Source organism: Faecalicatena contorta, assembly GCF_022835095.1.
Lineage (GTDB): Bacteria > Bacillota > Clostridia > Lachnospirales > Lachnospiraceae > Faecalicatena > Faecalicatena contorta.
This window is the reverse complement of sequence record NZ_BQNQ01000001.1, coordinates 2,012,646-2,032,473: the sequence shown is the minus strand read 5'-3', so window position 1 is coordinate 2,032,473 and position 19,828 is coordinate 2,012,646. Positions and strand designations below refer to the sequence as shown.

Sequence of the window (19,828 nt, the reverse complement as noted above, 5' to 3'; positions counted from 1 at the left end):
CCTCCTTCTGCACACGGTCCGCTTCCGGGCCTCCCTTATGCGGTCTGCCCCTGGGCGTACTTCTCTGTCACGTCGTCAATCCCTCCTGCAAACAGGAACATGGATTCCGGAATCTCATCGTGCCTGCCTTCCAGGATCTCTTTAAAGCCCCGGATGGTTTCTTTCAGCGGCACGTACTTCCCGGCCATCCCCGTAAACTGCTCCGCCACATAGAACGGCTGGGACAGGAACCGCTGCAGCTTCCTTGCACGGGCTACCGTCAGCTTATCTTCCTCCGACAGCTCCTCCATCCCCAGGATCGCGATGATGTCCTGCAGGTCCTTATATTTCTGCAGCACCTCCTGCACACCCCGGGCGGTCTGGTAATGCTCCTCCCCCAGGATTAACGGGTCCATGATCCGGGACGTGGACTCCAGCGGGTCTACCGCCGGGTAAATCCCCAGCTCCGTGATCGCACGGCTGAGCACCGTGGTCGCATCCAGATGCGCAAAGGTCGTTGCAGGCGCCGGGTCTGTCAGGTCATCCGCCGGCACGTACACGGCCTGCACCGAGGTGATGGAACCATCCCTCGTGGACGTGATCCGCTCCTGCAGCGCCCCCATCTCCGTTGCCAGGGTGGGCTGGTAGCCTACCGCAGAGGGCACGCGCCCCAAAAGCGCCGATACTTCCGACCCCGCCTGGGTGAAACGGAAAATGTTGTCAATGAACAGCAGCACGTCCTGGTGCTCCCTGTCCCGGAAATGCTCCGCCATGGTCAGCCCCGTCAGCGCCACGCGCATCCTGGCTCCCGGCGGCTCATTCATCTGCCCGAATACCATGGCCGTCTTATCGATAACCCCGGATTCCTGCATCTCATAATACAGGTCGTTCCCTTCCCTGGTACGCTCGCCTACCCCTGCAAACACAGAGATCCCGCCGTGTTCCTTGGCGATGTTGTTGATCAGCTCCTGGATCAGCACGGTCTTTCCTACCCCCGCTCCCCCGAACAGGCCGACCTTCCCCCCTTTTGTGTAAGGGGCCAGCAGGTCAATGACCTTGATCCCGGTCTCAAAGATCACAGAAGACGTGTCCTGGTCCTTATAGTCCGGCGCCGGGCGGTGGATCGCATCGTAACGCTCCGCCTCTACGGCGCCCTTCTCGTCAATCGTCTCGCCCAGCACATTGAACAGGCGCCCTAATACTTCTTTCCCGACCGGGACCTTGATCGGCTCCCCCGTGTCGGTCGCTTCCATCCCCCGGTACATCCCATCCGTGGATGAAAGGGCAATACACCGGGCCTGATCCGCACCAATGTGCTGTTCCACCTCTGCTACAATGGTCTTTCCGTTTTGCTCGATATGTATTGCATTAAGAAGATTCGGCATCTGTTCCTCATCAAACTTAATATCAATAACCGGTCCGATAATCTGTTGAATGATTCCTTTATTCAATTGCCTCACCTCTTAATTTCTGAGCCTCCGAGCCGGCGATGATCTCAATGATCTCACTGGTAATCGCCGCCTGTCTCGCTCTGTTATAGTAAATAGATAATTCTGTCAGCATCTCGTTGGCACTGTCGCTGGCATTCTTCATCGCAATCCTGCGCGCCGAATGCTCGCACAAGGTCGCCTCCGCGATTGCACTGTACAGGTACAAAGCCAGGTACTCCTGCGCCAGGCTGTCAAACAGCTCCCGCCCGGCCGGTTCGTATTCCATCAGGGTCAGGTCACAGTCCCCTGCCTGCCCCCCTGCCTCCAGCGGGAACACCGGGGCCGCCTTCACCTCATGGGAAATCGAGTTCAGGTAGGAAGCATACAGCACCCGGATGCTTGTAAAACGGCCTTCCCGGTACAGCTCCAGCACTTCCCCTGAGAGCCGGTACGCTTCCTCGTACCCCATCTCATCCATCTGCTCCCGCTCCGTCTCCAGCATCTCCAGGCCTTCCCGGATGCAGAACTCTTTTCCCTTTGTCCCAAGGGCCGCGAAACAGCAGCTGCCTTTTTCTTCCTCTGCGATCTGCCCCGCCGCCTTCGTGATGGAGGTATTGTAGCTCCCGCACAGCCCTTTGCTGCTGGTGAGCAGGATGTACAGCGTTTCCCCGTCCCTTGGTTCCAGGTACACTTCCGGCACCCCCTCCTCGGTACGCAGGACCTGCCCGTAAAGCCGCTTTTCCTCCTCCAGGTGTTTCCGGATATAGTCGAACCGGTTCGTTGCCTGCTTCAGTTTCGCTGCGGAAACCAGTTTCATGGCATTGGTGATCCTCTCCGTGCTGCTGACGCTTTTCATCCTGCGCTTAATCGCCTGCATCTGGTCAGCCATCGAATCTACCCGCCTTCCTGCATTCTTCTATGCCCTTCAAAAGCTGTTCCTCTGTCTCCGCTTCCAGTTTCCCTGTATCCGCAATGGCTTTCCCCACATGGGGGTAATTCGTATCCATGTACTGGTACAGTTCCTTTTCAAACCGCTTCACCTGGCTTGGCGCAATGCCCGCCAGATGCCCTTTTACTGCCGCATAAATGATCATGACCTGGTGTTCCACCGCAACCGGCTGGTACTGCCCCTGCTTCAGGATCTCCATCAGGAGCATGCCGTTCTCCAGCCGCTCTTTGGTATCCTTGTCAATGTCTGACCCAAACTGCGAGAACCCTTTCAGCTCCCGGTACTGCGCCAGCATCAGCTTGATCGTTCCCGCCACCTTCTTCATGGCCTTGATCTGGGCGCTGCCCCCTACCCGTGACACCGAGATCCCGGCGTTTACCGCGGGTCTCTGGCCCGAGAAGAACAGTTCCGACTCCAGGAAGATCTGGCCGTCCGTGATGGAGATGACGTTGGTCGGGATATACGCCGACACGTCCCCTGCCTGGGTCTCGATGATCGGCAGCGCCGTAATGGAACCCCCGCCCAGCTCATCGGAGAGCTTCGCGGAGCGCTCCAGCAGACGGCTGTGCAGGTAAAAGACATCCCCCGGGTACGCCTCTCGTCCTGGCGGACGCCTCAGCAGCAGGGACATGGCACGGTATGCCACCGCGTGTTTGGACAGGTCGTCATATACGATCAGGACATCTTTCCCTTCATACATGAATTCCTCCCCCATCGCACACCCTGCATAGGGCGCTATGTACTGCAGCGGCGCCACGTCGCTGGCCGTCGCCGACACGATGATGGTATAGCGCATCGCATCCCGGTCTTCCAGCGTCTTCACCAGCTGCGCGATGGTCGACTTTCTCTGGCCGATGGCCACATAGATGCAGATCACGTCCTTGCCCTTCTGATTAATGATGGTATCAATGGCGATGGCCGTCTTTCCCGTCTGGCGGTCCCCGATGATCAGTTCCCGCTGCCCCTTTCCGATGGGGATCATGGCGTCAATCGCCTTGATGCCCGTCTGCAGCGGCTGGTGCACTGACTTCCTCTGCAGCACCCCCGGCGCCGGGCTCTCGATGGGCCGCGTCTTATCCGTCTCTACCGGGCCCTTCCCGTCAATGGGCTCACCCAGCGGGTTCACGACACGGCCAAGGAGCTCTTCCCCCACAGGCACTTCCGCTACCCGGCCTGTCGGGCGGACAATGTCCCCCTCCTTGATGCCCCGGTCTGCTCCGATGATAACCGCCCCTACATTCTTTTCCTCCAGGTTCATGGCCATCCCGTAGATCCCGCCGGAAAACTCCAGCAGTTCCCCCGCCACACAGTGGCGCAGGCCTGTCACACGGGCTACCCCGTCCCCCACTTCCTGCACGGTGCCAAAATCCGTGATCTCCATCTGGCTTGTATAGGTTTCTATCTGCTTTTTGATCTGGCTGCTGATCTCCTCTGTATTCCACATCATAGAGAACTCCCCCCTTCCGGCCTGCTTCGAAGCCTCAAGCTTAAATCTTCCATTCTCTTCTTCAGGGAAGCATCAATGAGTTTCCCGTCTGCGGAGATCAATACCCCGCCGATGAGGCCTTCATCGATCATGTTTACCAGGGTCACCGGCTTGCCGATCAGTTCCGCCGTCTGCTCTTCCAGGCGCTTCACCATTTCCTTCTCCAGCGGCACCACCGAATATACCGTCCCACGGATCCCCTGTCTTTCTTCTCCCAGAAGCTCCAGCCCTTCGGCCAGCACCTGGCTGAAATGGTACAGGCCCTGGCGGTCTAACAGGATGCAGAAGAACGCCAGCGTCTCATCGCTGATATGGCTCCCAAATATGTCCCGCATCCACCCAAGCCTTGTTTCCTTCCCGATTTCACCCAGCGTCAGCATCTGGAAAAAGTTCTCTTCCTCCATAAGGAGTCTTTTCAGCACAGCCAGTTCTTCAGTCACTGTATCTATTTGCCCGCACAGTTTCTTTACCTCAGTCTGTTCTGTTATTCTTTCCATGATGAATCCTCAGCTTCTTCTATAATCTTTTCTACTACTTCTGCCTGTCTTTTCGGGTTCAGTTCTTCTCCTATGATTTTCCCTGCTGCAAGGACAGCCATGTCTCCAATCTCTCTTTGTAGCTCTTTCTTCGCAATCATCTTGTCCCGCTCGATTTCACGGCGCGTCTGCTCCCGCACCTGCCCCGCTTCTTTGCTTGCGGTCTCAAGCACCGCCCCTGCCTGGGCCTGGGCCTCCTGCATTGCCTTCTTTATGATCTCCCGTTTCTCGGACTCTGCAAACGCCATCTGCGCCTCATACTCTTCCAGCTTCTGCTGTGCCTCTTCGCGCGTCGTCTGGGCTTCCTGCAGCGTGTTCACCACCTGCTGCTGCCTTGCCTCCATAAACTGGTGTACTTTCTCAAAAAAGAATTTTTTCAAGATTAACACTAACACAACCACGGTGATCAGCGAAAAAAGCAGGTTCCAGTTGATTGTAAGCAGATCCTGATATAATTGTACTTTCAAATCCGGCTGCCTCCCTTCTCTCTTATACCTTTCCCGACAGCATAATGGCGATAACGAAGGTCAGGACACCGATGGTCTCCATAATTGCCATACCTACAATCATACCTGTCTGGATCTTGCCTGCTACTTCCGGCTGCCTTGACATGCCTTCCAGCCCCTTACTCAGTGCCAGCCCCTGCCCCAGGCCGATGCCCAGTGCTGCTAATCCCATACACATCCCGATTCCCAGTGCAACCATTCCCATATCTATTTCCTCCTGTAATCAATTCCTATTATTTTTTCTTTGAATCTTTTCAAAACCATCAGCAGATACGCTGCAAGCCCATATAAGCCGCCTTTCGCAGTGGGGCCTGCTTTCGCATATTTGATATTTTCGTACAGACAATCCTGTAAATACACCGTCCTGTACTGATTTACTGTCTTTCTTTTTCCTGTTACTCGCTGTGTCCCACAGACATTATTTTGACTGCTGCACCAAGGTTTATCACGGTCAGCGTGGTAAATATGTACGTTTGGATTAACGGTTCCGCTATGTCAAAGATCGCATTCAACGGCAGTACCGTAACCGCACGCAGAAACGGGACCGTCGTAATCATGTTGCTTAGGTGCGTCATCAGATGCAGCCACAGTTCGATTACGATGAACCCTCCCAGGATATTCCCGAAAAGCCGGAGCCCCAGGGAGATCGGTAATGTACACTCCTCCAGGATCTTCAGCGGGAACATGAACGGGTACGGGTCGCACATCTCTTTGAGTTTCCCCTTTACCCCGTGCACTCTCAGTGAGTTGGCCAGGATCATCAGGAACGTCAGCCCTGACAGGGCAAACGCCACGTTTAAGTCCGCCGTAATCGGACGGATCCCAAACAGCCCCAGGCAGCTCGCACAGAATACGAACCCAAGAATGCTCCCTACATAGGGCGCATAGGACTTGTTCTCCTTCCCCATGTTGTTCTCCGTAAACTTATACACCCAGCCCACGATAAATTCCGCCACCACCTGTTTTCCTTTCGGCACCGTCTTCAGCCCGCTTCCGAGCCAGATCCCCAGCACCGCCAGTATCACGGCAATCACGAGTCCAAACAATGTACTCTCTGTGATAAACAGCTTTCCCTCTCCGAAGCCCAATATAATCCGGGCGCCGAGTTCTTCCACGTTTATCATTGTTTTTTTACTCCTCCTATTCCATATACGATGAAAATAGCCAGCGATAAGCCTAAGATTCCTGCTGCATACATCAGCACTGCCGCCCTCCCGGCCCTCATGGACACGTACGCGGCTGCGATATAAAGCAGGTAACGGAAAAGAAATATCTGGACAACAAAAATATTCCTGACACCCAGCAGCCGGCCTACCGCCAATTTTAATAAGAAGTAATTAGCGAAGGCGGCTGCGGATCCCAGAAGCAGCCCAATCATGGCCTTGTATCCTGTCCTACATAAGATACCGGTTATCCCGGACACTATAATATAAAGAATATAGATAGCTGCTAACTTCCCGCTCCTATTGTCCCTCATTCCCATCGTCCTTTAGCTGACAGCTATTCCATTCTCTTTTCTATATCAGAAATTGACTCATACCCGTACATCCGTGTTGTGTTCTCTCGAATAAGAGACGCCAGGTTTCTATTCTGAGCAACGCACTCCTGAACATATTGAGAATACAGCTTTTCCGTGTTTTCACCGTAGGAATACAATTCCCCTCTTTGATACGTCTCTATAGAGGTTTGGCCCGGCGCCTCCTGACATGCACGGATAGGACGTCCCCGCCGTGCGTATTCAGGATGTTCCTGCTCAAATTCTTCCGCCCATTTTACATGTGCAGCAACCGTTTCATCCACGCGCATTTTCCGCTCATCAGAAATTACGGGGAGAACTTTTTTTAATTTTTCAAACTCTTCAGGCGCCGTACTTTCCATCATATACGCATACTTTGCAAACAACAGATTCCTGCCCTCTTCACGGGCTTTGCACAAATCATCGTAATAACTGTCCAATATCTCCTGCGGCCAAACAAGGAACTGACTTTTTCTCATGATATAGAAGGTTTTCCAGTCATCCTGGCAGGATGCCCTTCCGCCCTGATTGTTTACCTTTTGAAACTGTCTCCATTCCTCTTCGACTATTTCTCTTATATTACTCATAATTTTTACCCCATAAGTACCGGTAATGACCGAATCCGCTTATCCTGGATACGGGTCATCACTGCATAGGCATGTTCCTCGAGATAGTCCGATGTACTGCTGCTTATCCCCTGGCTCCACAGTTCTTCTCTTACCAAATCCGCTATCTGCTCCACCATATCAACCATCGGATCTTCCCTGTTCAGTTTATACCGGCACTCTTTCCATTTACCCGAATCCCAGTGACTAACGTCCAAAGCCCCAGCCGCCATATTCTTCAAAAGATCTTTGACCTTGCCAAGCTTTGGCAGTTGTTCCATGCCTCTCCACATCCATTTATAATATGGACAATAAACACGATTCAGAAGAAACACCAGAGATATGGCATTTCTCATGAATTCGTCCAGAGCAAATTTTGCTGCCACAACATCGTGCCTCCACATCATACGTGCATAATTGCACTGTCCGGAATGCGCCATCTTGACTGCACAGGCTGCAATCTTTTTCAGCCTGATGTCTTCAGGATAATAATTGAGAAGCTTCTCACGTATTTCACTAAACATGCCCAGATTATCCTCGAACACCTCTCCGTTTGTCGCTACAGCAAAATAATGCTCTGGAATCCTGAGCCAGTCTGTCAAGTTTTCCGGGACTATATCCCGGGTGAGAAATTTTTGATAAAAGCCCTCAATCTCCAGAATTCCCCGGCGCCCTGCAGACTGCTCTCTAATCAAGTTTGCGCTGACACCTTTGTATTCTTTCGGAAGTGCATCATAGATCTCGGACATGCTCTCCCTGACCTCGGTATATATATTTCTTGGAAACCATACACAAAAAGACGGTCCATAATCATGGTCCATGGAAATCTGATCGTCAAAACCAAAGCACTCTGACCCTTCTCCAACTAGACCGACCGCCGCTTTTTCCATATACTCGGGAAATAATTCCATCAAAATGGGTTTGCCGACATTTTCATAATATTCCCGTGACAAATCCAGACCTTTCATCTCACCTTCTAATCCGCTCAACTGGCTCATCATTTTTTTTCTCCGTTCAGCAAAGCCTGAACGCCCTTATAATTCCGCTCCAGACGCTCATAGTCTGCATTTTTACCATAATACTTCATTGTCTCATTCATTGCCTTCTCGTACATGTCCAGCGATTCCTGCAGATCCTTCTTCAGATAAGCAATATACGCCTTCATGGCCAATACACTGCAATAATGAGCACTATCTCCCTTTCCCTCAAAAAGCTTCAATGCTTCGTCTACACATGCATCCGCCTTTGCAACATCAGGCACTTCACTTCTTAATAACACACCGGCCAGATTGCTGTAAGCAGCTGCACACTCATCCCAAACTTCCGGAATCGTCTTCAGCACGTCGATCGCTTTTTCACAATACCGCACGGCATCTTCACTTTTTCCGAGCTCCAAATATGCCACTGACATATTATTATATAAGGCGCCTCCACGGTACTCTTTTTCCACTCCCTGTTTGCTGTAAGTCTCTTCCACCTGCTGATAAAGTGATAATGCTTCCTTTGGCTTGCCGGCAGCCCGATAGACATTCGCTACATTCAGATAAGTAGTAATTCCTTCTGCACTGTCTCCTACCGCATTCTCTTCGGTAATCTGTATTGCCCTGAATGCGTAGTCCCATGCTTTACTGAGCTGGCTTATGCCGCGGTAATACCCCATCAATTCATTGATGATGGAAAGCTCCACCTTCCATTCATCCTGATTCTGTGCCAGAACAGCCTTTCCTTCAAGAAATGCTGCCGCCTCCTGGTGTTTTCCTTCGGCAAATAATGCATCAGATTTTTCAAGTATCTCTTTAATTACCATCCTTCTTCCTCCCTTTATATCATAAGCTATATATTCAGCTTACTTTTTACTTAGCAATTCCTCTCTGTTCATAGCTCGATAGAAACATCTATGATATACGAACAATGCTCCGATAAAACAAATTAACTCTGTAGTTGGCTGGCCGCTTGCCACACCCTTCATAGCAAAAAGAGAATTTAAAAGGAATGTGATCGGAATATTGAATACAAGCTGCCGAATCGCGAGCATAATCAGTGAATATTGCCATTTCCCCACGGCCTGGCAGAGTGTACTTACCAGCAGTACAATTGCCATAAACGGTGTACAGAGCATATATTTACGCATAATCTGGACACCAGCCTCTATTGTTGCTACATCATTGATGAATATCTTAATGATACCTGCGCTGAATATCAGAGAAAGTATCATAATTGCCCAAGCAAGTACTTCCGTGATAAGGAACGCACATTTGTTAACACTCCGTACACGCTTAAAGTTCTTGGCTCCGTAATTGTAACCGATCAGAGGCAGTACTCCCTGTGCTACGCCATGAACTGTATAAATGGAAATAAAACTGATACGATTAACAACGCCCCAGCCTGCTACTGCTGCATCGCCATACAAAGAATAAAGTGAGGTCTGTATGATACATCCTGTAGCACCGAGTACGGTCAAACAGCCTGACGGCAGCCCAACCAGTATCACATCTTTTATCAGCTTCCAGGACACACCACCCGGGAATGGTTTCAATGTTATATAAGAAGTCTCACGTATCCGGATATAAACAATGATCAGGAAAATCAGCGATACACAGTTAGAAATCAGTGTGGCCACAGCCGCACCTGCAACTCCCATATCTGCTCCGAAGATAAAGATCGGATCAAGGATACAGTTTAACAGGCCTCCCAGCATAAGCCCGCTGCTTGCTGACTTTGCATGTCCTTCTGCACGCAGAAGATTGCTCATAACGATAGAAAGTACAGTAGGAATGCCGCCTATAACAAACACGATCAGCATGTATACAGATGCCGAATCATAAGACTGTGCGCTGGCTCCTGCCACGTAAAGAAGCGGTTTCTCCAGTATTTGGAATATGACGCATATCACAGCCATAAATACAAGGCTGCCCCAGAACCCATGAGAAGAGGCTTTTGATACCCGGTCATAGTCCTTTTCTCCAAGCGCACGTGACATGACGCTGTTCGTACCAACTCCCCAAAGGCTTGAGAACGCATTCAGGAACTGATAGTACGGAAATGCCACTGTAAGTCCTGCGAGCTGCGAAGGATTATTTAACATACCGACAAAAAGTGTGTCCGCCAGGCTGTAGATAATTGTAATGAGTGTACTGGCAAGCGAAGGAAGAACAAATTTAGCCACTGCCTGCGGTACAGGAAGTACCTCAAATACTTCCTTGTTCACTTCTTTTGCCATTTAGAAGACTTCCTTTCCGAAATCATTTCCAGCGGCTGTATTCACCCGTCAGAGAAAAATATTCCACACTGTCAAGAACCAGGTAACGTGCCCCAACAGTCTCTTCCGTATAAGTTGCTTTTACAACTGGGCATTCCATAGCCTTCGCAATGACGTCTTTGTCAGTCACCGACTGTGCTGTCCCCTTAATACGCAGCCATGTCTCCGGTGTGCTGGCGCAAATCTCAAAATCAGGTTTGGCATCTATCTGCTTCGCCATGGCCTTTGTTGTACTGATCGCAATAATCAGCTCATCTTTTATCTCCTCAATGTATGCAAGAGGCCGAACCCTTGGCATTCCATCTTCCGTTGTAGCAAAGAAGAAGAAACCTGCCTCACTTATAAACTTCAGTATCTTTTGATTTAATTCCTTTTTTTCCATAACTAATCCTCCAAAATTAAAAATTTCTTTCACGAAGATCAATAGATTTGCGAGTTGTCAGAACTGGTATATCCCCCGCCGCATCTATTGTTATAATCTCCGCAAGCTGCATAAGATCTTTGTCAACAAAAAAAACATACCCGGATTCCATCGAAATCACATCGTTCGGTTCCGACGAACCAGGAACAAGTCGAAGCTCATCCCGGCATGCATTGCAAGTAGGTTTGATATGCTGGATTTTAAATTTTGTCTGTCCTTTGGATCCAAAAGTTGTCTCCAACATCTTCTTCCCTTCTTTGGTTATCTTAATCATACACTGTCCTCCTTTTCGAAATCTCTTTAAAATACAAGATGAATTTTGGATTTCTGAGAACCAACCATTTCCAGTGCTAGTGCCACTGCTGCAGACCGGCTTCGTACTCCCATGCTGTCAAATATATTAGAAAGATGTTTTTTGACTGTACTAACACTCAGATTCAGTATGTAGGCAATATCACCATTACTCTTGCCCTGGCAGAGCCAATACATAACTTCCGCCTCGCGTTCCGTAAGTCCATGTCCTTTTAATATTTCCATGTCTGATTCTTTTTCTGGTATTGGCTTAATAATTCTCGATGCTTCTGTGCTGCCGGTTTCCATGATCGTATCACAAAAATAGGCATAATTTTTCCCAATAAGCCATAAATCCTGTCGTTCTCTTGCATCCCAGAACTGATCGAACATATCTCCATTCTGAAAATGCATCGTAACGATACGGGTTAGTGGTTTCTCGGAAAAAATCGCCTGATTAAACTCAACTGGTCTATTACTTTCATCTAAAATCAGTTTATTGAGAAATACAGCACCTACCGTGCTTGACAGTTCTTCAACTGCCGGCACAATATCGCTAAAATAACGCTTTGGTAACATTATCTGATTATGTGCAATTAAAAACATACACGTTCCTCTCTCCCATTAAATCCAGATTAAATAGAAGTCACATCTCATCCAACACGTGGGGGGCTACCTCAGTGGCGGAAAATCTCTCCCCCAAGTGATAACCCCTCACTGCCATTTTTAAATTATTTTGCTGCCGCCGGTGCTTCGTCTAATTTTGGTTCAGCTACCGGCTGTTTTCCCCATAAGAATACTTTTATCTTACTAAGGAGTATTTTTCTCCAGAAATTAAGCATCGTTCCTACACCCAGAGCTGCGATAATTGTTCCAATCCAAATGCCCTGATAGCTGTGCAGAAATACTAAAGAAAGAATCAACGACGTTGCAACAATACATAAATCAAAAATTCTCTTTACATTGCCCAAAGGTTTCTTAACCAGCCAAGCAAATGCAACCGCCAAAGCATCAGGCGGAATAGCCATAATATCTGCTTCCAAATATGCCATCAATCCTAATCCAAGGATAATAACACCAACAATTACGAATACTAACTGGATATACCATTTATCCGGTGTTCCAAGCGGAGAAATCAACCACTTACTGAAGTCTGTAAAATACCCAAACATAACAGCTGCCGGGAACTGCAGAATATAAACAGCTTTAAATTCCTTACGATAAACTATTGCTTCAATGATAATATAGCATCCATATGCAATCCATGTTCCTGTACCAACGCTGATATTCAGGATTCTGCCGACTACATAAGGCAACGTTGTGACTGGTGAAACACCAAAATTAGAATTTACGGCAAATGCAATACCGAGACTCATAATCCACAAACCAATCACATAGGTCAGCAAGCGCTTAATACTCATTGGCTTGCCCAAAAACTTTACTTTACTCATTATTAGGAGTCCCCCTTTTCAGTTCCGCCTATCTTACAAATCAGGCCATAAGACCTAAAAATGTCACGGATAACCTCCATACGCTCATCTGATGGGGATTCCACCTCTTCTCCCAATGGATATTCCCGTCCGAGACCTGTGTACTTGCCCATTCCCATACGGTGATAGGGCAGGATATGAATCTCTCTGGCACCTATCTCTTTCGCATACCTAGCAGTCGCGTCCATGTTTTCGTTTGTATCATTCGCACCCGGAATAACCGGGATGCGAATGATTACTTCTGTATTCGTCTCATCCATAATTTTACGAAGATTATCCAGAATCAATTCATTGGATACTCCTGTCAGTTCCTTGTGGGCTACCGGATCCATATGCTTCACATCATAGAGAGCCAGATCCGTATATCTTAATACAGGTTCAAATTTATCCCATGCCACATATCCACATGTCTCTATAGCTGTATGGATATAATTGTCCTGACATTCACTAAAAAGTTCTTCTAGAAATTCTGGATGCATCAAAGGTTCGCCACCGGAGACGGTAATACCTCCTCCATTAACAAAGAATGGTTCATCATGTAAGATTACATCCATTACCTCATCAACAGTCATCGGTTTACCGACTTTCTCAAGTGCTCCTTCATAGCAGGAATGTTCACAAACGTCTTGATCTTCGCATGTAACGCAGACATCGTGATCAAAGATTGGGTTATCCCCCATCTTCTCCGGCAGCTTAACCGCACCTTTGGTGCAAAAGTTTACACAACGATAACAATGTACACAAGTGCTAGGGACATGGATAATATCGGATCTAAAAACCTGTGACTCCGGATTTGCACACCATTGACAGCTCAGCGGGCATCCCTTTAAAAATACGGTTGTCCTTACACCAGGACCGTCCTGGATAGAAAATCCCTGGATATTAAATACAAGGGCTGTTAAATCACTCATAATCTCTCTCCCTATTATTTACTCAAACATTGTAATCAAAGCATTACCATGTCTGGCTGGTACGTGCAATAATCTCATCCTGTACAGCATCTGCCAGTGTTACGAAGTAAGCACTGAATCCTGCAACACGTACGATGAGGTCTTTGTTCTCTTCCGGATTTGCCTTTGCTGCCAACAGTTTTTCCTGTGTTACACAGTTGAACTGTATCTGGTATCCGCCTTCATCGAAGTATGTCTTCAGAAGAGTCAGGAATTTGTCGATATTCTCTTTACCGGTCAGGGCTGTTGGGTGGAACTTCATGTTAAAGTGAGTAGATCCATAAACTACCGGGTCAATCAGTTTAACTGCAGAGTGGATAACTGCTGTCGGTCCACTTGTATCTGTTCCAGGTGTAGCGGAAAGTGTAGCATCCGTAAATGTCTCGCCTGCTTTTCTTCCATCCGGTGAAGCCCAGCTTCTCATACCAAACGGATAATGTCCTGTTACTGAGTATGCAGAAGGTGTAATTGTCGGACGCCCCATGTAGTCAGGTCTGCGGTTATGGATTTCAGCGAAATCAGCATGTAACTGACGTCCAAGCGAATCTACATAATCAATATCGTTGCCATACTTCGGAGCTTTCTTACACATGCTCTGGATATCTTCATATCCTTCCCAGTTAGCTGCAACTGCTTCAACAAGCTGTTTCATGGTGATTGTTTTGTCATCATAAACGAGTTTCTTAATTGCTGCCAGACAGTTTGTTGTATCAACATTACCAGAGATACAGATTCCATCACCCCAGTTGTATCTAGCGCCACCGTCTACAACGTCCATACCTCTTGCAAGGCAGTCATATGTAACTGCGGAAAGCAGCGGACACGGGAAGTCTCTCATAACGTTCCACTCTAATGTAGAAATGTCGCGGCAGATGATCTCCCAGTATTCATAATATTTGAGCAGCTGAGCATAGAAGTCATCCCATGTCTCGCACTCGCAAGGATCACCGTAAGCTGGTCCAATGCGTTTGCCGCTCTTGAAGTCAACACCATTTGAAAGCATGAATTCAAGCGGTTTGTACATATTGAAACGAGCTTCCCATGCGCCATCCGTATAGCCTGGAATAACGGACTGTACACAACCTGAAACAGCCTGGTTACGGATATCTTCGATTGGGCCGTGCTCATGGAGCAGACGACGTTTCATAGCAACTTCCTGGCCATGGAATGATGGCTGTCCAATACCTGTTGCAACAAGTTCAGCACATTTAACAAGGAACCTGTGTGATAATTTATTATGATACATACAAGCGAGAAGCGGTTCCGGACACTGTGCACGGCGCTGTGCTTCTACAACCAGATAATCAAGTTCATTTGTAGCGTCTTCACCAGTCTTCGGATCAAGTCCGCCGATGGTCAGCTGCTGAGCGATACGGCTTGAGTTCCACAGAGCAAGCTCAGGTGACATAACGAAGTTCTGTGTATTAACTTTCAGGAACCAGAACTGGATTAAGTCGATAACTTCGTCGTCTGTGATACGTCCAGCATCAATATCATCTCTATAGCAGCGATACATATACTGTGGAAAACGAAGCGGTGCATGGTCAACTGTCATACACAGGTTCTGCCATCCGCCCATGGTAATGAACCACAGTGCCTGGATTGCTTCTTTGAATGTACGTGCAGGATTGCCTGGTACCCAATCGCATGTCTCAGCCATTTCTTCTAACTCAGCCTTACGTGCAGGATCAGTTTCAACTGCTGCTGCTTCTCTTGCTGCGTCTGCATAACGATGTGCCTGATGGATCAAAGCTTCACAAGAAATAATACAAGCCTCGTAGAATTCCCATTTCTTATAGTCAGGCATCGGAATCGTTGATTCATTGAATGTGTTTTCATCAGGAACTTCACCAGCTAATGGATCCGGACGGTCAACATTCCATATTTTCAATCTTGACTGATAGTCTTTACATTTTGCAATAATTGAATTCAAACCTTCGTTGATAACAGTATCGTGATCCGGGAATGTTGTTGTACCCATATCATCGTCAAAGTTAAGGCCTACACCAACATCAATCAGTTCCTGAACATCAAGTCCGTAACGATCCTTAATGATCGGACGAACACGGTCTTTAACTGCATTTCCTACCCAGAACTCACCACATTTTCTGATGATCTCTTTTTCTTCTTCTGTTGCGATAGCTGAACCTCTCTGGAAAGCAAATTCATCGCGGTCGATTGCCCACTCAAACTCTCTGAACGGCTGGAAATAACTTCCGTATGTATAGTCTGTCAGATGTCCACAGATCGGATTGTCATCAATCCATACCTTTTTCTCGCGGCTTAAGCGATCAAATACCATAGCTTTCAGCATGTTCGGGCTCTTCGTAAAGCCGTATTTCTGATAAATATCAGTCTCGATAATAAGTTTACGAGTATCAATGTGTGGCTCTGTAGCAAATAATTTTTCCTTTGCCGCTTTCAATCTCGGTGTTAAATCATCCCTCTTTGTGTAATTAAGTTTGATCTTTCTAGACATTCGTCTACCTCCTTTTGAAAATGTTAATACGTTTCTAACTAACTTAATAATAAACGAATATCTAGTTTTTCACCATACTACTTTCGGCTACTTTTTTTGTGTATATCGCCGGAAAACAATAATCCCGCGAAAATGTTTTGTCAATTTTACACAAATAAATCCACCAAAGTACACTTGCAGGTCCATATACTTAAATATTATACATATTACGCTAAAAAATCAAGCAATACCAGTAAAATTTGCACATCCCCCAGCTCCGTCCCCCTCCAAAATAACACGCGGCATCAATAGCTGTCACACCAGATTGCCTGTCCCGCTCGGACACTACACCAATCTCCCATTCCACATCCGCCTCTCCTCCTGGTAAGGCTTCCCAAAATAAAAGCCCCGCCTGGATGCAAGCAGCCGCAGGGGATACGAATTTGGTCATCTGCCGGGCGTTCAGGAATATGGGATAAGCGGCTTCAATAAAATTTCAGGTGAAATACGGACCATTTTCTGAACCACAAGTTCGGAAAATGAGCAGACCCGCAGGGGGGATCGGAAAATGAATTATATATACTATATATTGCTGTTTAGACATATGGTCTGCAACAATATCTCGTATATGGATTTCATCTCCCGACAGCTCCTGGTGTCTACGCTGTCCGCTATTTCACCTGAAATTTTATTTAGCCGCTTCCCCATTTCCCTGAAGCACGGCAGATGACCACATTTGTATCCCCTGCGGCGGAACGCCAACCTCATCCTGCCGGCTTTTATTCATACCGCACCATCTCGCGTTTCAGTCGCTGCATGATTTTTTTCTCAAGCCGTGAGATATAGGACTGTGATATTCCAAGCAGATCTGCCACCTCTTTCTGTGTCTTTTCCTCGCCTTCCGGGTTATCGAGTCCAAAACGCATTTTTACGATCAGCTTTTCCCTGCTGGACAGCTTATTGATGGCCTTGATTAGAAGTTTTCTTTCCGCCTCGTTTTCCAGATCCTTATATATGGTATCCTCGTCCGTACCGAGAATGTCCGACAGCAGAAGTTCATTACCGTCCCAATCTACGTTAAGAGGCTCATCTATGGATACCTCCATCTTGGTTTTGCTGTTTCTGCGCAGGTACATGAGGATCTCATTTTCAATGCACCTGGATGCGTAGGTGGCCAGCTTGATTTTCTTCGTAGGGTTAAATGTATTGATGGCCTTAATCAGACCGATCGTCCCTATGGAAATCAGATCTTCCACTCCGACTCCTGTATTGTCGAACTTTTTAGCTATGTAAACGACCAGACGAAGGTTGTGCTCGATCAGAAGCTTTTTGGCTTCCTGGTCATACTCGGAACCGAGATGTTCTATCACCTCTGTTTCCCGTTCTGTCTCCAGCGGGGCCGGCAGCACCTCGGATCCTCCAATATAATGTATTTCTTTGTGGTTAGGGAAGAAAATGCTTCTGATGTCTGGTATTACTTTCAGTTTAAACTGCTGGGGTACTGCTACTTTTACAACCATTTTATATGCCTCCTAATAAGTCAGGATTTAAAATCATCTGATATTCCTCTTCTTCTGAAACATGCTCTTCGCAAACGCCTATGACCGGCCTCTCGATCCACCGTTCTCCCTCCAGATGAATACACATTTTCCGAATTCTGAAAACCGGCATAATACTTTCCTTTCCGACTGTACGGTATGGTATGTAATGGAAACCGTTTTTCATGTCGTCATCTGTCAGAATGGATTTTGCCAGAGCTTTATCTACTACACTTACCGGTTCTTTCGACACACTGTCCTCCAAACCGTTTCCCGTGTCAATTAACGCTTTTACTTTCTGTTCGCCTGCACTGGTATACAGCGTAATCTCACATATCTTTGCCTGCAGAGTCCGCAGTCTGATCAGGAATTTCCAGATTCCCCGTATCAGATAATAGCTGCCCACGGCTGTCGCAAAAAACAGGCTTCCCGCGCGCGCATAGGGATGAAATGCCTGCAGAATCCCCCCGTACAGAAATGCTGCGATATACAATAAACCAAATGCTTTCCAAAATTGCTTTTTTCCTTTGATCTTTAATCCTGTTTTTATCATAAATGTATTGATAACCGCGTGGAATATGATTAATTTTATGACACCCGGCATCGGTACAACTGTTACTACGCATGTCAGTAATGCCCCCAATGCTCCGCCCAGAAATATGCGTCCACGTGTGGTAGGACATTTCAGCACCTGGTTCACTGACAAAAGCAGAAGGGAATCCATCATAAAATTTACAAGAAACAACACGTCTATGTATAATTCATAGTACATGTTCCACCCTCTTTCTCGTTGGTACTAAATCGATTTGGCACTCAAGCAAGACTTATTATATATTGCATGTCACTGAAATTTTGTCAGATACTGACGGGAAAAAAAGAAATTGTTTCGACAATCTCACAAGAATCTAATAGACTCCTGTGCCTGTTTGAACTGTCACGGTGAGTAACAGGGCAGTACGAGCCGCTAAAAAAATGTTAAACTCCAATGAGGTAGGTTTCCGCAGAGGTTTCCCTGAGAATTTCCTGTAGAAAGAACAGGCAGGAGCTCCGCGGGGCTCCTGCCTGTTTTTTCTTATTGTAATCAGCCTGTCCGGTTTTATTTCTTAAAGAAATCCGGAATCTTAATGGACTGCTCTTTTACTTTGCTGGACGGTGTTCTCGGCTGATCCAGGGTCGGCATTGTGCCGCCTGCCGGTCTGCCCGCCGGTCTCGGAGATGCTGTTCTGCGCTCCGGATCAATAGCGCTTCTGCTTACCACATCGCCTGACGGAAGAATCGATCCCACCTTCTGCTGTCCTTCCAGTCTTGCTTTTAACTTGGAAGAGCTGCCGCCTACGTTATGTAAGCCGGTTGCGATAACAGTAATTGTTGCCTCATCGGATCTGGAATCATCATACATAGCACCGAAGATGATATTTGCGTTCTCTCCTGCGAGTTCCTGAACGTACTCAGCAGCATCGGATGCATCCATGAGCGTAATATCTCCTGAAATATTGATAATAACGTGGGACGCTCCCTGGATGGTTGTCTCCAGGAGCGGACTGGCAACAGCCTGCTTTACAGCCTCCAGTGCCTTGTCGTCTCCGCGGCCCGCACCGATACCGATATGTGCGATACCTTTGTCCTTCATGACGGTCTGAATATCCGCGAAGTCCAGGTTGATCAGTGATGGCACATTGATCAGGTCGGTAATACCCTGAATACCCTGCTGCAGCACTTCGTCCGCCTTCTTCAGGGCTTCCGGCATTGTAGTTCTTCTGTCCACTACTTCAAGCAGCTTGTCATTCGGAATGACAATCAGCGTATCCACGTTCTCTTTTAACTTGTCAATCCCCGCAAGGGCGTTGGCCATACGGGTCTTCGATTCAAAACGGAAGGGCTTTGTAACAACACCTACCGTCAGTGCGCCCTGTTCTTTTGCGATACGTGCAACGACCGGAGTTGCTCCTGTTCCTGTTCCGCCGCCCATACCACATGTTACGAATACCATGTCAGCGCCTTTCAGTGCGGCAGATATCTCTTCTGAGCTCTCCTCTGCAGCCTTCTCCCCTACTTCGGGCTGCGCACCAGCACCGAGCCCCTTTGTGAGCTTCTCGCCTATCTGCATTAAAGTTGGTGCTTTACATAACTGGAGTGCCTGTTTATCTGTATTAATCGCTATAAATTCGACACCTGCAATCTGCTCATCGATCATGCGGTTTACTGCGTTATTCCCGCCGCCGCCGACTCCGATAACAATGATTCTTGCAGCTGCTTCTGATTCGTTGGTTTTAATTTCTAACAAGAGTATTTCCTCCTTTGTCGTCCTATTAATATTATTTTATACATCCCTTATGCTTGAACGATATAATTCAATAAGTATATAATATAGTCTTTTCGGTAAATAATCAATAGATATTTGTGTATTTTCTGAT

22 protein-coding genes are annotated in these 19,828 nt (G+C 47.6%); all 22 read right to left on the bottom strand.

The annotated features are described in order from the left end of the window. Positions 1-35: 35 nt before the first annotated feature. Positions 36-1,430 carry a F0F1 ATP synthase subunit beta gene (gene atpD, locus MWG26_RS09075; protein ID WP_275891930.1) on the bottom strand — a complete coding sequence of 465 codons (1,395 nt, stop codon included), beginning with the start codon at positions 1,428-1,430 and terminating at the stop codon, positions 36-38. Beyond that, positions 1,423-2,298 carry an ATP synthase F1 subunit gamma gene (atpG, locus tag MWG26_RS09070; protein ID WP_025657868.1) on the bottom strand — a complete coding sequence of 292 codons (876 nt, stop codon included), beginning with the start codon at positions 2,296-2,298 and terminating at the stop codon, positions 1,423-1,425. The genes atpD and atpG overlap by 8 nt, the downstream gene beginning before the upstream one ends. Then, on the bottom strand, positions 2,291-3,805 hold the full coding sequence (gene atpA, locus MWG26_RS09065) for a F0F1 ATP synthase subunit alpha (protein ID WP_025657869.1): 1,515 nt from the start codon (positions 3,803-3,805) through the stop codon (positions 2,291-2,293). The genes atpG and atpA overlap by 8 nt, the downstream gene beginning before the upstream one ends. Beyond that, positions 3,802-4,341, bottom strand: a complete 540-nt coding sequence (atpH, locus tag MWG26_RS09060; RefSeq protein WP_117440579.1) for an ATP synthase F1 subunit delta — start codon at positions 4,339-4,341, stop codon at positions 3,802-3,804. The genes atpA and atpH overlap by 4 nt, the downstream gene beginning before the upstream one ends. After that, a complete protein-coding gene (gene atpF, locus MWG26_RS09055) occupies positions 4,329-4,847 on the bottom strand; it encodes a F0F1 ATP synthase subunit B (protein WP_025657871.1) in 519 nt (172 codons plus the stop codon). The genes atpH and atpF overlap by 13 nt, the downstream gene beginning before the upstream one ends. 22 nt (positions 4,848-4,869) lie before the next feature. Then, positions 4,870-5,091: an ATP synthase F0 subunit C gene (gene atpE / locus MWG26_RS09050; protein WP_025657872.1), complete on the bottom strand. Its 222-nt coding sequence runs from the start codon at positions 5,089-5,091 to the stop codon at positions 4,870-4,872. A 2-nt stretch (positions 5,092-5,093) separates the two neighbouring features. Beyond that, a complete protein-coding gene (locus MWG26_RS09045) occupies positions 5,094-5,246 on the bottom strand; it encodes a hypothetical protein (protein ID WP_244062715.1) in 153 nt (50 codons plus the stop codon). Positions 5,247-5,281: 35 nt separating this feature from the next. Then, on the bottom strand, positions 5,282-6,010 hold the full coding sequence (locus tag MWG26_RS09040; protein ID WP_025657886.1) for a F0F1 ATP synthase subunit A: 729 nt from the start codon (positions 6,008-6,010) through the stop codon (positions 5,282-5,284). Continuing rightward, positions 6,007-6,363, bottom strand: a complete 357-nt coding sequence (locus tag MWG26_RS09035; protein ID WP_153973464.1) for a hypothetical protein — start codon at positions 6,361-6,363, stop codon at positions 6,007-6,009. Before MWG26_RS09035 ends, MWG26_RS09040 begins: the two co-directional genes overlap by 4 nt. A gap of 23 nt (positions 6,364-6,386) precedes the next feature. Next, entirely contained in the window at positions 6,387-6,989 is a 603-nt protein-coding gene (locus MWG26_RS09030; RefSeq protein ID WP_025655704.1) for a DUF4125 family protein, read from the bottom strand. A gap of 5 nt (positions 6,990-6,994) precedes the next feature. After that, the gene (locus MWG26_RS09025) at positions 6,995-8,008 is read right to left on the bottom strand and encodes a DUF4037 domain-containing protein (protein WP_049915585.1); all 1,014 of its coding nucleotides are present in this window, start codon (positions 8,006-8,008) and stop codon (positions 6,995-6,997) included. After that, positions 8,005-8,814, bottom strand: a complete 810-nt coding sequence (locus MWG26_RS09020) for a tetratricopeptide repeat protein (RefSeq protein WP_025655702.1) — start codon at positions 8,812-8,814, stop codon at positions 8,005-8,007. The genes MWG26_RS09025 and MWG26_RS09020 overlap by 4 nt, the downstream gene beginning before the upstream one ends. Before the next feature lie 39 nt (positions 8,815-8,853). Next, complete coding sequence (locus MWG26_RS09015; RefSeq protein WP_025655701.1) at positions 8,854-10,227, bottom strand: MATE family efflux transporter; 1,374 nt, start codon at positions 10,225-10,227, stop codon at positions 8,854-8,856. A 22-nt stretch (positions 10,228-10,249) separates the two neighbouring features. Continuing rightward, the gene (locus MWG26_RS09010; protein ID WP_025655700.1) at positions 10,250-10,648 is read right to left on the bottom strand and encodes a pyridoxamine 5'-phosphate oxidase family protein; all 399 of its coding nucleotides are present in this window, start codon (positions 10,646-10,648) and stop codon (positions 10,250-10,252) included. A gap of 16 nt (positions 10,649-10,664) precedes the next feature. Beyond that, entirely contained in the window at positions 10,665-10,961 is a 297-nt protein-coding gene (locus MWG26_RS09005; protein ID WP_025655699.1) for a hypothetical protein, read from the bottom strand. Between the two features lie 26 nt (positions 10,962-10,987). After that, on the bottom strand, positions 10,988-11,584 hold the full coding sequence (locus tag MWG26_RS09000; protein WP_117441025.1) for a response regulator transcription factor: 597 nt from the start codon (positions 11,582-11,584) through the stop codon (positions 10,988-10,990). A 125-nt stretch (positions 11,585-11,709) separates the two neighbouring features. After that, positions 11,710-12,429 carry a YczE/YyaS/YitT family protein gene (locus MWG26_RS08995; RefSeq protein WP_025655697.1) on the bottom strand — a complete coding sequence of 240 codons (720 nt, stop codon included), beginning with the start codon at positions 12,427-12,429 and terminating at the stop codon, positions 11,710-11,712. A gap of 2 nt (positions 12,430-12,431) precedes the next feature. Beyond that, positions 12,432-13,379: a glycyl-radical enzyme activating protein gene (locus MWG26_RS08990; RefSeq protein ID WP_044926753.1), complete on the bottom strand. Its 948-nt coding sequence runs from the start codon at positions 13,377-13,379 to the stop codon at positions 12,432-12,434. A 43-nt stretch (positions 13,380-13,422) separates the two neighbouring features. Next, complete coding sequence (locus MWG26_RS08985; RefSeq protein ID WP_025655695.1) at positions 13,423-15,897, bottom strand: pyruvate formate lyase family protein; 2,475 nt, start codon at positions 15,895-15,897, stop codon at positions 13,423-13,425. A gap of 758 nt (positions 15,898-16,655) precedes the next feature. After that, positions 16,656-17,396: an RNA polymerase sporulation sigma factor SigE gene (sigE, locus tag MWG26_RS08980; protein WP_025655694.1), complete on the bottom strand. Its 741-nt coding sequence runs from the start codon at positions 17,394-17,396 to the stop codon at positions 16,656-16,658. A gap of 1 nt (position 17,397) precedes the next feature. Next, positions 17,398-18,186: a sigma-E processing peptidase SpoIIGA gene (locus tag MWG26_RS08975; protein ID WP_025655693.1), complete on the bottom strand. Its 789-nt coding sequence runs from the start codon at positions 18,184-18,186 to the stop codon at positions 17,398-17,400. Positions 18,187-18,510: 324 nt separating this feature from the next. Further along, on the bottom strand, positions 18,511-19,698 hold the full coding sequence (gene ftsZ, locus MWG26_RS08970) for a cell division protein FtsZ (RefSeq protein ID WP_050640910.1): 1,188 nt from the start codon (positions 19,696-19,698) through the stop codon (positions 18,511-18,513). Positions 19,699-19,828 lie beyond the last annotated feature (130 nt).

Coding starts and splice junctions, on each gene's coding strand:
- atpG (WP_025657868.1), bottom strand. CDS start 2,298: ATGGCTGACCAGATGCAGGCGATTAAGCGCAGGATGAAAAGCGTCAGC.
- atpA (WP_025657869.1), bottom strand. CDS start 3,805: ATGATGTGGAATACAGAGGAGATCAGCAGCCAGATCAAAAAGCAGATA.
- atpH (WP_117440579.1), bottom strand. CDS start 4,341: ATGGAAAGAATAACAGAACAGACTGAGGTAAAGAAACTGTGCGGGCAA.
- atpE (WP_025657872.1), bottom strand. CDS start 5,091: ATGGGAATGGTTGCACTGGGAATCGGGATGTGTATGGGATTAGCAGCA.
- MWG26_RS09040 (WP_025657886.1), bottom strand. CDS start 6,010: ATGATAAACGTGGAAGAACTCGGCGCCCGGATTATATTGGGCTTCGGA.
- MWG26_RS09035 (WP_153973464.1), bottom strand. CDS start 6,363: ATGAGGGACAATAGGAGCGGGAAGTTAGCAGCTATCTATATTCTTTAT.
- MWG26_RS09030 (WP_025655704.1), bottom strand. CDS start 6,989: ATGAGTAATATAAGAGAAATAGTCGAAGAGGAATGGAGACAGTTTCAA.
- MWG26_RS09025 (WP_049915585.1), bottom strand. CDS start 8,008: ATGATGAGCCAGTTGAGCGGATTAGAAGGTGAGATGAAAGGTCTGGAT.
- MWG26_RS09020 (WP_025655702.1), bottom strand. CDS start 8,814: ATGGTAATTAAAGAGATACTTGAAAAATCTGATGCATTATTTGCCGAA.
- MWG26_RS09015 (WP_025655701.1), bottom strand. CDS start 10,227: ATGGCAAAAGAAGTGAACAAGGAAGTATTTGAGGTACTTCCTGTACCG.
- MWG26_RS09010 (WP_025655700.1), bottom strand. CDS start 10,648: ATGGAAAAAAAGGAATTAAATCAAAAGATACTGAAGTTTATAAGTGAG.
- MWG26_RS09005 (WP_025655699.1), bottom strand. CDS start 10,961: ATGATTAAGATAACCAAAGAAGGGAAGAAGATGTTGGAGACAACTTTT.
- MWG26_RS09000 (WP_117441025.1), bottom strand. CDS start 11,584: ATGTTTTTAATTGCACATAATCAGATAATGTTACCAAAGCGTTATTTT.
- MWG26_RS08995 (WP_025655697.1), bottom strand. CDS start 12,429: ATGAGTAAAGTAAAGTTTTTGGGCAAGCCAATGAGTATTAAGCGCTTG.
- MWG26_RS08990 (WP_044926753.1), bottom strand. CDS start 13,379: ATGAGTGATTTAACAGCCCTTGTATTTAATATCCAGGGATTTTCTATC.
- MWG26_RS08985 (WP_025655695.1), bottom strand. CDS start 15,897: ATGTCTAGAAAGATCAAACTTAATTACACAAAGAGGGATGATTTAACA.
- sigE (WP_025655694.1), bottom strand. CDS start 17,396: ATGGTTGTAAAAGTAGCAGTACCCCAGCAGTTTAAACTGAAAGTAATA.
- MWG26_RS08975 (WP_025655693.1), bottom strand. CDS start 18,186: ATGTACTATGAATTATACATAGACGTGTTGTTTCTTGTAAATTTTATG.